This is a genomic window from Pseudomonas marginalis, assembly GCF_024169655.1.
In the GTDB taxonomy this organism is placed as follows: domain Bacteria; phylum Pseudomonadota; class Gammaproteobacteria; order Pseudomonadales; family Pseudomonadaceae; genus Aquipseudomonas; species Aquipseudomonas paraveronii.
The window spans coordinates 3933252-3947359 of the sequence record NZ_JALJWV010000001.1 but is presented as its reverse complement, the minus strand read 5'-3'; the positions used below and the strand labels follow the sequence as shown (position 1 = coordinate 3947359).

Genomic DNA, 14108 nt, shown 5'->3' with positions numbered 1-14108 from the left:
GCCTTGCGCCAGATCAAGTCACGTTCCTGATTTCACACTCTAATGGTGCCTGTGCAGCGGCACCCACTGATGTTTGAAAACGGAGCAACTCAAGATGAGGGTTTTTCATCACGCCAAGGCTGGCGATGTCGGCGATGGCAAGGTCGGCCTATTCGGCCTGACCGCACTCATTGTCGGCAGTGCAATCGGTTCGGGGATTTTCGCTCTGCCGGCCACTCTGACAGGCGGCGCAGGAACCCTCGGCATTCTGTGCGGCTGGGGCATTGTTGTGTTTGGCATGCTTTCGTTGGTGTCGGTGTACCGCAACCTGACGCTGCGCCAACCGGACATCGACGATGGCATCTACGGTTGGTCCAAGGCCGGCTTCGGTCACATCGGCGGTTTTATCGCGGCTTACGGGCATGGCGCCGGGGATGCCATCGGTAACGCCTCTTATCTGGTGGTGATTTTCAGCGCCCTGGGGGCGTTCGGGGTATTTTCCTTCTTTGGTGAAGGCACCACCTGGACCGCGATCCTTGCCGCCTCGGCGTTGTTATGGGGCGTCAATCTGTTGGTGCTGCGGGGGGTCAAGACCAGTACCACGTTGAACAGCATCGCCACCGTCGCCAAGGTGGTGCCCATCGTGCTGTTTATTGGCTTTGCCCTCTATCACTTCGACAGCCGGGTGTTCATGGAGGATTTCCGTGGCGAACGCCATGCCACCTCGATCTTCGATCAAAGCAAGACGGTATTGTTGGCCGCCATGTGGACGCTGATCGGACTGGAGTCGGGAACTATTTACGCCACGCGGGCGCGCAAACTGTCGGATGTGGCCAAAGCCTCGACATTGGGGGCAATCATTGTCTCGCTGCTGTTAGTGGGCACCTCGGTATTGGCGCTTGGCATCATGCCGGCCGCGCAAATAACCACCTTGCACCAGCCGTCCATGGCGGGGTTGATGGCGTCGATGGTCGGCCCCTGGGGCGGATTGCTGATTAACCTGTGCCTGATCGTCTCGGTCGTCGGGGCGTTAATTGCCTGGGTGGCCCTGAGCGCCGAAGAGGTGATGCTCGCAGGACGCGGCAAGAGTGCCACTCAATGGCTGGGCCGACTCAACAAAAGCGGTGCGCCGCGCAATGCCATGTGGCTGACCACGGGCATCGCCCAAGCGATGATCCTGGTGGCGGGCTTCAGTAACGCCGGTTACCTGGCGCTACTGTCGTTCTCTACCTCGTTGGCGCTGTTTCCTTATTTGCTCTCGTCAATGTACTCGTTCAAGTGCGGCTTTAATGGACGAGGCTACGAGCCTGAAAAGGCGCCCGGGCGTTACTGGGAAATGGCCTTGGCAGGCTTTGCGGTGTGCTTTGTGTTGTTCATGCTTTACGGCGCTGGCTTGAAGTACGTGTTATTGGCCGCCGTGGTGTGGATGGTCGGTCTACCGCTGTTTATCCTTGGCAAGCGGGAACAGCGGCAAAAGCTCAGCCCCGTGGAATGGGTCGTGTGTCTGGGGGTGGTAGCGATGGCGTGTGCGGGGCTGCTGGGCTTGTTCTCGGGCTACTTGAGTCTGTAGTTTCGATTACCCAGGGTCGATTTCCTCGATGTGACCAGCGCTAAGACCTACGCCGCAGTTCCGATGGTGGCTCGTGAGGCCGGTAATGGCGTCTGCGCCGAGCGCTGGCCGGCACAGACGTCTAGGCGGGTCACCCTTCAATCCGTGCGCCGCACCAGCGAGGAGCTAGCCCGCACCTGTAACTGCGGCGCCAGGATGATCGACTCGGCAGGTTCGCCCTGAATGCGCTTGTGCAGCAACTCCACCGCATGCAGGCCCATCTGCGCCAGCGGGAGGCGCACACTGGTCAGCGGCACGAAAAGTTCTTTGGCCAGTGGGGTGTCGTTGAAGCCAACCACTGCAATGTCCTTGCCCGGCGCCAATCCCTTATCACGCGCCGCACCCATCAGGCCGATGGCAAGGAAGTCGTTGACCGCGAAAAACGCCTGCGGGGCAGGGTTGAGTCCCAACAGGTACTCGCCTTGCTTGTGCCCGGTGAGGCTGTCAAAAGGGCCATTGAGGGTCCACTCCGGGCGCAGTGTTATGCCCTGCTCGCGGTAATAGCGGATGAACCCACGGGTCCGATCTGCCCCGGTGGATGCATGCCGTTCGCCCGCCAGTATCGCCACATCGCGGCAGCCCTGTTGGTACAGGTGTTCGGCCGCCAACCAGCCGCCCATTTCGTCGTCGCTGCCCGCCGTCAGGTGCCCGCAAATCTGTCGGCTGACGAGTACGTAGGGCGTGTGTTTGCGTTGAAGCAAGTCAAGCAGTGGCTGGGTTTCACCCACGTGAGAGTCACCGACGATCAGCCCGGCCACCGAGCGGCGTAAAGCGTGCTCGGCACGTGCCATTTGGCGTGCCTGCTGGTCGTCGGTGTTGGAGACGAATGTGAGATAGCCCGCTTGCTCGGCCGCGCTGTCGATGCTGTCGTAAATGGTCGCCATCACCAGGTCGGTGAGGCGTGGCATGAGCACGCAGATCTCCTGGCTTTTACGCAATTTCAGGTTGGATGCCTGCGTGTTCGGCCGATAATCCAGTTCTTTGGCCAACGCACGAATACGCGCCACGACCTCCGTCGAAGCCGCTCGCTCGACCCCTGCCGGGTCGCCATTGAGCACCCGCGACACCGTAGAGACGTGTACCCCGAGAGCAGTCGCCATGGACTTCAGTGTGGCGGGGCGAGATTGATTCGGCATGTCTGAGAGGCTTCCAAGCATCTATTTCCAGCGCGCGATTCTATCTCAATCGACGCGCCAGCCCGCGAAATAAATCTTTACCCAAACGATTGACTAACACTTTTTCAATCTCTACATTTTGCCAACCCAAACGTTTGGGTAAAACAATAAAAAAACGCCGGACGCGGCCGATTTTTTGACTTCTGCCATCATTTGAAGAGTCAGTTCCTATGAACAGTCCCGCTATCCCACGTTTCCGCTACCAGATTTTCTTCCTGATCATGCTGATGGCATTGCTCAACTACATCGACCGTGGCGCGATTTCTTATGCCTCGGCGAGCATCCTTCCGGAGTACGGCTTCGACAAGGCTGACTGGGGCAATGTGCTGGGGTTCTTCGGCTACGGCTACATTCTCGGGGCGTTGATCGGCGGCATTCTGGCCGACCGCTTTGGCGCCAAGCGCATCTGGCTGATTGCCGGGGCCACCTGGTCGATCTTTGAGATCGCCACCGCGTTTGCAGGCGACTTTGGGCTCGCGTTCATGGGCGGCTCGGCCATGGCCGGTTTCGCCACCATTCGCGTTTTGTTTGGCTTTGCCGAAGGCCCGGCGTATTCGGTGATCAATAAGAGCGTCGCTAGCTGGGCGACGCCCAAGGAGCGAGGCTTCGTGGTTTCGGTCGGCCTGCTGAGCACACCGCTCGGTGCGCTGCTCACGGCACCGGTGGCGGTGGGCCTGCAAACCCTGACCGGCGACTGGCGCAGCATGTTCGTGGTGTTGGGCGTGCTCAGCCTGGCGCTGCTGATTTTCTTTATGACACGCTTCACCAACACCCCTGATGAGAACCCTCGGATGTCCAAGGCCGAGCTCGACTTCCTGCGTCAGGAGCGTGCCACGGCAACCCATGCCTCGCCCCCTGACACAAGCGTCACGCCGGTGTGGCATTTCTTCAAGAACAAGGACCTGCTGCTCAACGCTGTCGGTTACTTCTCGTTCGTGTATGTGACCTTCCTGCTGCTGACCTGGACCCCCAAGTACCTGCAGGACGAGTTCCACTACAACCTCTCGTCGCTGTGGTACATGGGCATGATCCCCTGGACCGGCGCCTGCTTCACCGTGCTGCTGGGCGGCAAGATCTCCGACTGGCTACTACGCCGCACCGGCAACCTGAAGGTGGCGCGCAGTTGGCTGGCCGCGACCTGCCTGCTGTTGACCACGCTGTGCTTCATCTTGGTCTCGCAGGCCCAGACGGTGTGGGGTGTGATTGCCCTGATGACCGTGGCCAACGCCCTCAATGCGCTACCGAACTCGGTTTACTGGGCCGTGGTGATCGATACCGCGCCGTCGAACCGTGTGGGCGCCTACAGCGGCATGACGCATTTCATTGCCAACACTGCCTCGTTCATCGCACCGATGCTGACCGGTTACTTGACCGTCCGCTACGGCTACTCGTCGATGTTCGTCGCGGCGGCGGTGGCCACTGCGCTGGGCATGGGCGCGATGTTGATGGTGCGCCCCGGCAGTCGGCACGTTGCCCCGTCCCCTTTACCCGCCGTGGTTTGATGGAGCTGTTTGTATGAACCTGACGAAGCCTACCCATGCTGGCTATTTTTTTGCTCAATCGGTCACTGATTTGGCTCAGCGCCTTCGTGCGGGCAGCCTGACCAGTGTCGAGCTGACCCAGGCGACGCTTGACAGCATCAAGCGGCTGAATCCGATCTTGAACGCCTTCGTGTGCGTCGATGCAAGCGTGGCGCTGGCGCAGGCGAGCAAGGCTGATGAACTGTTCGAACAGGGCCTGGACCTGGGGCCGTTGCAGGGTATTCCAGTGGCGGTCAAAGACAACATCGATACGTTCGACTATGTCACCACCTACGGTTCGGCGCATTTTGCAGGCTTCAAACCCGAGCACGATGCTGTGTGCGTGAAGCGTTTGCGCGAGGCGGGCGCGGTGATCGTGGGCAAGACCCTGACGCATGAATTCGCCTATGGGCCGACGGGCGACCGCTCGCTGCAGGGCGCCGCGCGCAACCCTTGGAACGCCAACTGCATCACCGGCGGCTCCAGCGCCGGCAGCGCCGCCGCAGTCGCCAGCGGCATGGTGCCGCTGGCGCTGGGTACCGATACCGGTGGCTCGATCCGTATTCCTGCGGCGTTGTGCGGCGTGGTCGGCTTCAAGCCATCGTTTGCCAGCGTGCCGCTGGACGGCGTGTTCCCGCTTGCGTCGAGTCTCGACCATGTGGGCCCGATCGCCAACCACGTCGAGGATGCGCGCCTGTTGTTCGAGGTGATCGCCGGGCGCACGTGCGCGCCGTTGGCTAACCCCAGGCCGTTGCGGGTCGGCTGGATCAAGTCCGGCAGTTTCGGCCCGGTAGACGCGGAACTGGATAGCCAGGTGTACCAGGCGGCGCAACAGCTCTTTGGCGAGGGGCTGCAAGAGGTCGACGAACTGGCGCAACTGTCGGCCGACATGAAAGCGACCTTGCAGGTGCTACAACGCGCCGAGGCTTTCAATGTTCACGCCGAGCGCATGCAGAGTGCGCCGCACATGTTCGAGGCCGAGGTGCGCGAACGCCTTGAGTTGTCGTGTGAAGTCCGGGGTTGGCAATACATCCGCGCACAGTCCAGCCAGGCACGCCTCAAGGCTGCGATGGCGCAGGTGTTCAAGCGCTATGACTTGCTGGTCTCGCCCAGCGTGCCGATCACGGCGACGGTGGTTGATGCGCGTGAGGTGCAGGTTGGCGCGCAGGACATTGATGTGCGCGCCGCCTTGCTCAGTCATACCAGTGCCTGGAACCTCACCGGGTTACCTGCAATCAGCCTGCCGGTGGGGCTGGTGAGAGGGATGCCGGTGGGGCTGCAGGTCATTGGCGCAGCGGGGGAGGATGATCGATTGTTGAGGGTCATGGCGCAGCGATTCGCAGGGCATGCAGTGGCTTCGGAACCCACTGAACGCTAATGCAGGATCTGCGCAAGAAAGCTCTGCGCCCTGGGGCTTTGCGGGTTATTGAAGAAAGCCTCTGGTGGGCTGTCTTCAATGATCCGGCCACCGTCGAGAAACAGCACCCGCTCCGCGACCTGCCGGGCGAAGCCCATTTCATGGGTGACACAGAGCATGGTCATGCCGGTGTCGGCGAGCTTGACCAACACATCCAGCACCTCGGCAACCATCTCCGGGTCGAGGGCTGAAGTCGGTTCATCAAACAGCATGATCTTGGGTTTCATGCACAACGCCCGGGCAATGGCCACGCGCTGCTGTTGCCCGCCGGACAACTGGCTGGGGAACTTGTCGGCCTGGTTCTCGATACCGACTTTGTTCAAGTAGAAACGCCCCAGCTCTTGTGCTTCCTTGCGCGACAGGCCTCGCACCGACATCGGCGCCAGCATGCAGTTTTGCAGCACGCTCATGTGCGGGAACAGGTTGAAGTGCTGGAACACCATGCCGATCTCGCTACGCACCTGAGCCGCTTGGCGGGTGTCCAGCGCCAGGTCGGTGTGGTTGACCCGGATATGGCCTTTCTCGGCGATTTCCAGGCGGTTGATACAGCGGATCAGTGTTGATTTTCCCGAACCGGAAGGCCCACACAGCACGATACGTTCGCCTTCGCGCACGTTCAGCTCGATGTCATGCAAGACATGGTAGGCACCGTAGAACTTGTTCAGCCCTTCAATGCTGACCACGACATCGCGTGTGTCCGGCAACCCAGCGTTGCCGGGCAGGTGACGTTGGGTGTTTGTCGCTGGCATGGCGGTTACTCCGCTAATCAGTGGAAACGTTCTGCGCTGTAAGGCGCCGGGTCAGTAAAGGTCGCGGCGCCGGTGAGCATTTCGGCGAGCAGGCGCCCGCTGACCGGGCCGAGGGTCAGGCCGTGGTGGGCATGGCCGAAGTTGAACCACAGGCCCGGGTGATGCACCGCCGGGCCGATCACCGGGCGCATGTCCGGCAGGCACGGACGGCGACCCAGCCACGGTTCGGGGTCCAGACGCTCGCCGAGTGGGTAGAGCTTGCGCGCCAGGGCTTCACAGCGACTGAGCTGAATGTCATTGGCCTGATCGCTGCTCTCGGCAAACTCGATGCCCGTGGTCAACCGGATACCCTGAGCCATCGGCGCCAGGACATAGCCGCCCTGGGCATCGCAAATTGAATGCTGCAACTGTGCATCGTGCAAAGAGCTGTAGTGCATGTGGTAGCCGCGCTTGATTGCCAGCGGAATGCGATAGCCCAGTGGCTTGAACAGCTCGGGCGCCTGTGGGCCGAGCGCGATCACCGCCTGTTCGGCACTCACCGGGCCTTGTTCGGTCTGAACCTGCCAGCCGCCGTCGAGTTGTTTGAGCGTCAGCGCATCGCCCTGAATGAACTGCCCGCCGCGCTTGATAAACAGCGCGGCGTAGCCACGGGTCAGCGCCCCGGGATCGCTGACGGTTTTCGGATCAAGCCAGTGAATGCCGCCCACCGCCTGTTCGTTCAACGACGGTTCACGCTCGCGCAATTGCTCGCCGTCCAGCACTTCATAACGCAAGCCATAAGGCTGCAAGGCATGGGCATCGGCCTGGGCCTTGATAAAGGCCGGTTGATTGCGAAACACCTCGATCCAGCCATTGGCTTTGATCAGGTCGCCCATGCCGGCGGCCTCGATCAGCACATCGTGCTCATCCACGCAGCGCTGCACCAACGGCAGCATGGCGCGGGCGGCCTGGTTCAACCTGGGCGGCGACGAGTTCTGCCAGTAGGTGAACAGCCACGGCGCGACCTTGGGCAGGTAGCGCCAGCTATACCGCACATCGGATTGCTGGTTGAGGCCGTAGCGCACCAGGCTCGACAGCTCTCGCGGGAACGCATAGGGAATCACACTGGAGCGCTCGATCAACCCGGCATTGCCATGGCTGGTGCCGTTCCCGGGTTGCTGGCGGTCGATCAGGATGACCTGAACACCACGCGCTTGCAGGTGCAGTGCAGTACAGACGCCGACAATCCCGGCGCCCAGAACGATGGTTTGGCAGTGCATGAAAAATTCCTTGTAACGCGCCGTGTGGGCGTGGGGGTAAACGACAGGCATCAGAGCAGGTGGCGACCCAGTCGGGCTTCGACGCGCTTGAGCACGCGGCGGATAATCTCGACGATCAGCAGATAAAGCACGGCTGCCCACAGGTAAATCTGGAAGTCGAGGCTGCGCGAGAAGGCCAGCTTGCTAACGCCCATCAGGTCGTAAATGGTCACCAGCGAAGCGATGGCGCTGGCCTTGATCATCAGAATCAGCTCGTTGCCCAGCGGGCCGATGGCGACCACCAGCGATTGCGGCAGGATGACTTTGAAGAATGTCGTTGAGCGTTTCAGGCTCAAGGCCTTGGCCGCCTCATGCTGCCCCTGGGACACCGAGAGCAGGCTGCCGCGGAAAATCTCTGCCTGATACGCCGCCGTATTCAAGGTGAAGGCCAGCAGCGTGCAAAACCACGCGTCGCGGAAAAACCACCACAGCCCGACGTCTTGCCAGAACCCCTTGAACGACCCGAGGCCGTAATACAGCAGGAACAACTGCGCCAGTAATGGCGAGCCACGAAAGCAGTAGACATACAGGGCGCTCAAGCGCTGCAACAGCAGGCTGTTGGACACCCGAGCCAAGGCAATCAGCAGGCCGAGCAGGGCGCCGAGGGTGAATGAAATGGCTACCAGTTTGCCCGTTACCAGCAAGCCTTCGAGCATGCGCGGGCCATAGCGCTGCAACAGGTCGAGGTCGATAAAAAACTGCGCAAAACTCTCGAGCGTCATGGGCGTGCGCTCCGCAGATGCCGATTGAAGTGCTGCTCGATAAACGCGAACACGCGCCCCGACAGGGCCGAGAAGAACAGGTAACCGAAGCAGGCCACGGCATAGAAGAACAACGGCTCCTTGGTCACGCTCACCGCCAGGTTGGTCTGGCGCATCAGATCGACCAGAGAAATAGTCGAGACCAGCGACGTGTCCTTGAGCAGCGACAACCAGTTATTCGACAGCCCGGGCAGGGCGATGCGCACCAGTTGCGGGAACACCACTTTGCGAAAGGTCGTCGCCTTGCTCAGGCCGAGGGCCGCAGACGCCTCGTATTGACCCTTGGGGACAGTCTTGAACGCAGCGAGCCAGATCTCGCTGGAGAACGCCGCAAAGACGAAGCTGAAGGCGACCATGGCGGCCAGAAAGGTATTGATGGTGACCTGGGTTTCGTAGCCCATGGCCGCGAGTATTTTTTGTGCCGCAATCTGGCAGCCATAGTAAATGATCAGCAGCGTCAGCAACTCGGGCAAGCCACGGAACACCGTGGAAAACAGCGTGGAAAATGATCGCAGCCAAGGCTTTTTCGAACGCGCGGCCAAGGCCAGTCCAAGCCCCAGGGGCAAGCCGATCGGCAAGCAGGCCAGCGCCAGTCCCAGGGTCACCAGCGCCCCGGCCAGCAGCGCTTGCCCCCAGCCGCCGCTGGCAAACGACAACAGCGATAGATGTTCGATCATGCTCGAACCCTCGTGAAAGGACATCGTGGAATGAACATCGGCCAACCTGCGTCCGGCCAGGGCCGGGCTCAGGCAGCGGGTGGACAGTCAGTGCTCGGAGCGGCGACGAATCAGTGGTAGATGTCGAAAGCAAAGTACTTGCTGGAGATCTTCTGATACGTGCCGTCGGCAACAATTTCATCGATGGCTTTGTTGAAGCGTTCGCGCAGCGCGTTGTCTTCCTTGCGCACCGCAATCGAGGCATCTGCCTGGGTGCCGTTGACGTCGCCGAGCATTTTGCAGCAGCTCTTGCCGGCCTTGTCGATCCAGTCGGCGAGCGGGAATTTGTCGGCAATCACACCGTCGAGCCGACCCGACGCCAGGTCGCTGTTGGCCTCGTCCAGGGTCGGGTAGAGCTTCACATTGGCGCCGGCTTTGCCATACACGTCTTCGGCATAAATTGACTGGGTAGAAGAGGATTGTGCGCCGACGGTTTTACCTTTGAAGTGGGTCTGCGCATCGCTGATGTCCGAGTCGCTGGGAACCGCAACCGACAGTGGGGTTTTGTAGTAGTGACGGGTGAAGCTGATTTTCTTGCGACGCTCTTCGGTGTCGATCATCGACGCCACGACCGCGTCATATTTCTTGGCCATCAAGGCCGGAATGATGCCGTCCCAGTCCTGCGCCACAAGGGTGCATTGGGCCTGCATGCGCTCGCACAGGGCGAGGGCAATATCGACGTCAAAGCCATGGAGTTTGTTATCCGAATCGACATAGTTAAACGGCGGGTAAGCGCCTTCAGTGGCGATTTTCAAGACGTCGGCCTGAGCGACACCGACACTGGCGGCGAATACCGCACACACACTTGCAAAGCGAATGAATCGTTTCATCGTTGCCTCTCAATCTGCTGGCCTATTGCTCTTGTTTGCTCGCGAGTGACGATGTGTAACCCACGAATTCGTTGTGTAGCGCGGCAGTTGCTTCCAAGCGTTTTTCTACATCGGGCCCGAGTTTCTTGCAGACCTCGTTGACCATCAGGTGCACCAGCGACAACATCGTCGCCGTCGATTCCCAGAAAAGATTGAATTCGGTAGGCAGGCGAAAGACCTCGTCGGCGTGCAGTTCGGCCCAATCGCAAAAGGTGTCAGTGATCAGCGTCACCGGGATGCCTGCCGCCCGGGCCTTGCGGCACAGGGTCAGGGCGTGGCGCGAATAGCGGCGCGCCTCGAACACCACCAGCGCGGTGTGTTCCGGGTTGCTCAGCAACACATCGCCGAAATGCCCGGCAGAGCCGTCCACCACCTGCACGCCATCGCGCAGGTACTGCAACAGGTGCACCATCGAGAGGGCGATGCCGCGTTCGGTTTGAAAGCCGGCAACGAAGATTTTTGGGGTGTTTGCCAAGCGTTCGCTGACGGTATTCCAGGCGGGCGTCTGGCTGTGTTCATAGACGCGTACCAGCGCGGCGACTTCCAGTTCCAGGCTGCGTGAAGGGCCTTGCGGGTTGTGGCTCTGTTGCTGGCGAAATTCTTGCAAGCGGTCGCCCACCAGCCACGGGCCATCGCCGAGGTCATCTTTCAGGTCGTTTTTCAGATCCTTGAAATGGCTGTAACCGAGTGCGCGACAAAAGCGCCCCACGCTCGACTCGCTGACCCCGAGTTTCTGGGCGATATCGGCGGCGGTCTGAAAGGGCAGCTCATGCAGGTTGGCGAGCATGTACGTGGCAATCGTCCGACCGGAAGCGGCAGCTGTCGACAGACTGTTTTCAAGACGTTGCTTGATCGGTTGGCTCACGGTACGACTCACTGTATTTTTTTGCTTGCGACAGAAAATGAATGTTTTCTGTCACCAAGTCAACATTTGACAGTTTGCTGTCATGACTAGATAGTCGAATGCTTGCAACGGCGCTGGCTTTGCCCTACCTCGATCCGGGAGTTTTCAAATGTCTTCACCTGCACATTCTGCTGTAGAGCCTATTGCTTTCAGCGATCTGGTCGTGTTGCTGCGCGCCATTTTCGAGCGTCATGGCACGTCGGCCGAAGTCGCTGCGGTACTGGCCCATAACTGCGCCAGCGCCCAGCGCGACGGCGCTCACAGCCACGGGGTGTTCCGGATTCCCGGCTACGTCTCGACCCTGGCCAGTGGCTGGGTCGACGGCCGGGCGGTACCGGTGGTGGAAGATGTCGCCTCGGGTTATGTCCGGGTCGATGCGCGCAACGGTTTCGCCCAACCGGCCCTGGCCGCTGCCCGCGAGTTGTTGCTGGAAAAAGCCCGCAGTGCCGGGATTGCCGTGCTGGCGATTCACAACTCCCACCATTTCGCGGCGCTCTGGCCAGACGTTGAACCCTTCGCCGAGGAAGGGCTGGTGGCCTTGAGCGTGGTCAATAGCATGACCTGCGTGGTGCCCCATGGCGCTCGACGCCCCCTGTTTGGCACCAACCCGATTGCCTTCGCGGCGCCTTGTGCGGGAAGCGATCCGATCGTTTTCGACATGGCGACCAGTGCCATGGCCCATGGCGATGTGCAGATCGCTGCGCGTGCCGGTGAGACCTTGCCGCCGGGCATTGGTGTCGATAGCCAGGGGCTGGCGACACAGGACCCCAACGCGATTCTCAATGGCGGCGCATTGTTGCCGTTTGGCGGGCACAAGGGCTCGGCCCTGTCGATGATGGTGGAGTTGCTGGCGGCCGCGCTGACCGGTGGTAACTTCTCTTTTGAGTTCGACTGGAACCAGCACCCCGGGGCGAAAACCCCGTGGACCGGGCAACTAATTATCGTGATCGATCCGCGCAAGTCCGTGGGCGAGCGTTTTGCCCAGCGTGCCCAGACCTTGGTGGCGCATATGCATGAAGTCGGCGTGCAACGTATGCCGGGCGAACGTCGTTACCGCGAACGCGAACATTGCGCGCAGCACGGCGTGGCAATCGCGGAGCAGGAGTTGGCGCAGCTGCGGGCGATGGCTGAAGGCTGAGGCGGTGTACGACGGGCAGGCGTTGCCGCGCCCTGAGCCTCATTGCCGCGCGGCCTGGGCCTGAAGGCGAAACTCACTGGGGCTGCACTGGGCGTGCTTGCGAAAAAAACGGCTGAAGTAGCCGACATCGGAAAACCCCATGCCGTGGGCAATCTGCTTGACGCTTTGGGGCGAATGGGCCAGTTCGCGTTTGGCTTCGAGGATCAGTCGGGCGTTGATCAAGGTCATGGGGGTCATGCCGAGTTGTTCATGACACAGCCGGCCCAGGGTGACCACGGTGATCCCGAGGAAATTGGCGTAGTCATGCAGCGAAAGGTGTTCGCGAAAGTGCCGGTTCACCCGTTCGCGGAACGCGATCATCTGCTGGCTGCGGCGATCGTGACGGTGCGCATGCAGGTCGTGGGTGTGCTCGCTCAGGCGCAGCATCTGGATCACCAGCGCGAGCAGCAATGACATGCTGCACGCGACATGCTCCCGGCCACGACCGTGATACTCCTCGTACAAGGCCCGATACAGCGGCTCCAGCGGATTGTCGGCCGGTTCCCAATGCGGCAGGGCGACGACGCAGGGTTTCTGGATCTGCGCCAACAGGCCCGGGGAGAGCACTTGGACGATGCTTTCCAGCGGGTGTTGCACGGCAGTGATCACATGCCCTTCGACCCGTCCGTGCCAGGCGAAGCCATGCACGATCTGCTCAGGGATGAACAGCAGGCACGGCGCCTTGACCTCGACCCGCTGGTTGTCCAGCAGCACCTCGCCTTCGCCGCTTTGCAGGTACAGCATCTGCAACAACCCGTCGTGTCGATGGGCGGCGATCTCCCAGTTATAGGCGCCGGAGCGCAGGGAGATCGACTCGACATGCAGGGAGTCGTGCCATATCGGCGCCGCCGCTTCGCCGTACAGGGCATAGCTGGGAATCTTGTTCATTATTTTTATAGTCTACGGGCACGAGTTTTCTACCTTAGCGAAGAATCCGCGCGTTGGGCAATTTGCCGCAGATTTGTCGTAAAAGTCTCGACGGTTGAACGTTTTGTCCATTCTTGCGCGCCGTCCCACGCTTCTATCCTGAGCAGCGCCTGCGGCTTCCCGTGCAGTGGGCGAACTGTCTTGAAATGCGTGTTGGAGATAACAATGAATAATAACGACCTGCAGAAAAGCTGGCTGAACCTCGATTCCAGGGTGTGTGTGCTCACCGGCGCGGCCGGCGGTATTGGCGCCGCGATTGCCGCCGCGCTGGTGCGCCAGAACGCCCATGTGGTGCTGCTTGATCGCGACGAACACAAATGCCGTGAACTGGCCGCCGAGCTGGCGCAAAACAGTGCAGCGGATGTCTCTGTGCTGCACTGCGATATTGCCGATCCCGTCAGCGTGCAACAGGCCGCCGAACACGTGCAGGCGCTCCATGGGCGCTGCGATGTGCTGATCAACAACGCCAGCGTGCTGCAGGCCGGGGCGCTTGAAGCGCTGACCGTGGACGAATGGAACCGGGTGCTCTCGGTCAACCTGACGGGCTATTTGCTGTGTGCCCAGGCGTTCGGGCGGCTGATGCTGGCCCGGCACAGCGGCAGCATCGTGCACATCGCGTCGATCGCCGCGCATTACCCGCAAACCTTCAGCGGCGCCTACAGCGTCGCCAAGGCCGGGGTCGCCATGCTCTCCCGGCAGATCGCCGCGGAGTGGGGGCCACGGGGCATTCGCAGCAATGCCATTTGCCCGGGCCTGATCCGCACGCCGCTGTCGGCGGCGTTCTACGCCGACCCCAAGGTCGAGCAGCAGCGCAAGGCGATGACCGCCAACCAGCGCATCGGCGAGCCTCAGGACATCGCCGATGCCGTGCTCTTCCTCGCGAGCTCGCGGGCCGGTTATGTCAACGCTGCCGAACTGACCGTCGACGGTGGCCTGGAAAGCATGCTGATGGCGTTGATTCCTCGCCCCGGCTACGAATCCCCCATGGCCAGCCGCCAGGCCTGACC

At 61.0% G+C, this 14108-nt stretch carries 13 protein-coding genes; 5 read left to right on the top strand and 8 right to left on the bottom strand.

Annotated elements, in window-relative coordinates; genetic code table 11:
* Nucleotides 1-94 precede the first annotated feature (94 nt).
* Nucleotides 95-1549: an amino acid permease gene (locus J2Y83_RS17860; protein WP_253397195.1), complete on the top strand. Its 1455-nt coding sequence runs from the start codon at nucleotides 95-97 to the stop codon at nucleotides 1547-1549.
* 137 nt (nucleotides 1550-1686) lie between these two features.
* On the opposite strand, the gene J2Y83_RS17855 is transcribed toward J2Y83_RS17860, so the two are convergent.
* A complete protein-coding gene (locus J2Y83_RS17855; protein ID WP_253397193.1) occupies nucleotides 1687-2688 on the bottom strand; it encodes a LacI family DNA-binding transcriptional regulator in 1002 nt (333 codons plus the stop codon).
* A gap of 245 nt (nucleotides 2689-2933) precedes the next feature.
* On the opposite strand from J2Y83_RS17855, the gene J2Y83_RS17850 reads away from it, so the two are divergent.
* Entirely contained in the window at nucleotides 2934-4265 is a 1332-nt protein-coding gene (locus J2Y83_RS17850) for an MFS transporter (protein WP_253397191.1), read from the top strand.
* Between the two features lie 13 nt (nucleotides 4266-4278).
* Entirely contained in the window at nucleotides 4279-5661 is a 1383-nt protein-coding gene (locus tag J2Y83_RS17845) for an amidase (RefSeq protein WP_253397188.1), read from the top strand.
* Here the strand turns inward: J2Y83_RS17845 and J2Y83_RS17840 are convergent.
* The 6 genes from J2Y83_RS17840 to J2Y83_RS17815 form a co-directional block, all read right to left on the bottom strand.
* Nucleotides 5658-6449 (bottom strand): amino acid ABC transporter ATP-binding protein, encoded by a 792-nt coding sequence (locus J2Y83_RS17840; RefSeq protein WP_301295025.1) that lies wholly within the window; start codon nucleotides 6447-6449, stop codon nucleotides 5658-5660. The genes J2Y83_RS17845 and J2Y83_RS17840 overlap by 4 nt on opposite strands.
* Before the next feature lie 17 nt (nucleotides 6450-6466).
* Complete coding sequence (locus tag J2Y83_RS17835; protein ID WP_253397186.1) at nucleotides 6467-7708, bottom strand: NAD(P)/FAD-dependent oxidoreductase; 1242 nt, start codon at nucleotides 7706-7708, stop codon at nucleotides 6467-6469.
* 50 nt (nucleotides 7709-7758) lie between these two features.
* The gene (locus tag J2Y83_RS17830; RefSeq protein WP_247404188.1) at nucleotides 7759-8469 is read right to left on the bottom strand and encodes an ABC transporter permease; all 711 of its coding nucleotides are present in this window, start codon (nucleotides 8467-8469) and stop codon (nucleotides 7759-7761) included.
* Nucleotides 8466-9185 carry an ABC transporter permease gene (locus J2Y83_RS17825; protein WP_253397185.1) on the bottom strand — a complete coding sequence of 240 codons (720 nt, stop codon included), beginning with the start codon at nucleotides 9183-9185 and terminating at the stop codon, nucleotides 8466-8468. Before J2Y83_RS17825 ends, J2Y83_RS17830 begins: the two co-directional genes overlap by 4 nt.
* A gap of 110 nt (nucleotides 9186-9295) precedes the next feature.
* Nucleotides 9296-10054, bottom strand: coding sequence for a transporter substrate-binding domain-containing protein (locus J2Y83_RS17820; RefSeq protein WP_253397184.1), 759 nt, complete (start codon nucleotides 10052-10054; stop codon nucleotides 9296-9298).
* Between the two features lie 22 nt (nucleotides 10055-10076).
* Nucleotides 10077-10958 (bottom strand): MurR/RpiR family transcriptional regulator, encoded by an 882-nt coding sequence (locus J2Y83_RS17815; protein ID WP_253397183.1) that lies wholly within the window; start codon nucleotides 10956-10958, stop codon nucleotides 10077-10079.
* Between the two features lie 148 nt (nucleotides 10959-11106).
* Here J2Y83_RS17815 and J2Y83_RS17810 point away from each other — a divergent pair, with 148 nt between their 5' ends.
* On the top strand, nucleotides 11107-12135 hold the full coding sequence (locus J2Y83_RS17810) for an Ldh family oxidoreductase (RefSeq protein ID WP_253397182.1): 1029 nt from the start codon (nucleotides 11107-11109) through the stop codon (nucleotides 12133-12135).
* A gap of 39 nt (nucleotides 12136-12174) precedes the next feature.
* Here the strand turns inward: J2Y83_RS17810 and J2Y83_RS17805 are convergent, their stop codons facing one another.
* Nucleotides 12175-13062, bottom strand: coding sequence for a helix-turn-helix domain-containing protein (locus J2Y83_RS17805; protein ID WP_253397181.1), 888 nt, complete (start codon nucleotides 13060-13062; stop codon nucleotides 12175-12177).
* Nucleotides 13063-13266: 204 nt separating this feature from the next.
* Between J2Y83_RS17805 and J2Y83_RS17800 the strand changes: the two genes are divergently transcribed.
* Entirely contained in the window at nucleotides 13267-14106 is an 840-nt protein-coding gene (locus tag J2Y83_RS17800) for an SDR family NAD(P)-dependent oxidoreductase (RefSeq protein WP_253397180.1), read from the top strand.
* Nucleotides 14107-14108: the final 2 nt, after the last annotated feature.

What these genes read in the sequence shown, in the direction of transcription:
- J2Y83_RS17860 (WP_253397195.1), top strand. Translation starts at nt 95, where the DNA reads ATGAGGGTTTTTCATCACGCCAAGGCTGGCGATGTCGGCGATGGCAAG.
- J2Y83_RS17805 (WP_253397181.1), bottom strand. Translation starts at nt 13,062, where the DNA reads ATGAACAAGATTCCCAGCTATGCCCTGTACGGCGAAGCGGCGGCGCCG.
- J2Y83_RS17810 (WP_253397182.1), top strand. Translation starts at nt 11,107, where the DNA reads ATGTCTTCACCTGCACATTCTGCTGTAGAGCCTATTGCTTTCAGCGAT.
- J2Y83_RS17835 (WP_253397186.1), bottom strand. Translation starts at nt 7,708, where the DNA reads ATGCACTGCCAAACCATCGTTCTGGGCGCCGGGATTGTCGGCGTCTGT.
- J2Y83_RS17845 (WP_253397188.1), top strand. Translation starts at nt 4,279, where the DNA reads ATGAACCTGACGAAGCCTACCCATGCTGGCTATTTTTTTGCTCAATCG.
- J2Y83_RS17825 (WP_253397185.1), bottom strand. Translation starts at nt 9,185, where the DNA reads ATGATCGAACATCTATCGCTGTTGTCGTTTGCCAGCGGCGGCTGGGGG.
- J2Y83_RS17855 (WP_253397193.1), bottom strand. Translation starts at nt 2,688, where the DNA reads ATGGCGACTGCTCTCGGGGTACACGTCTCTACGGTGTCGCGGGTGCTC.
- J2Y83_RS17830 (WP_247404188.1), bottom strand. Translation starts at nt 8,469, where the DNA reads ATGACGCTCGAGAGTTTTGCGCAGTTTTTTATCGACCTCGACCTGTTG.
- J2Y83_RS17850 (WP_253397191.1), top strand. Translation starts at nt 2,934, where the DNA reads ATGAACAGTCCCGCTATCCCACGTTTCCGCTACCAGATTTTCTTCCTG.
- J2Y83_RS17800 (WP_253397180.1), top strand. Translation starts at nt 13,267, where the DNA reads ATGAATAATAACGACCTGCAGAAAAGCTGGCTGAACCTCGATTCCAGG.
- J2Y83_RS17840 (WP_301295025.1), bottom strand. Translation starts at nt 6,449, where the DNA reads ATGCCAGCGACAAACACCCAACGTCACCTGCCCGGCAACGCTGGGTTG.
- J2Y83_RS17820 (WP_253397184.1), bottom strand. Translation starts at nt 10,054, where the DNA reads ATGAAACGATTCATTCGCTTTGCAAGTGTGTGTGCGGTATTCGCCGCC.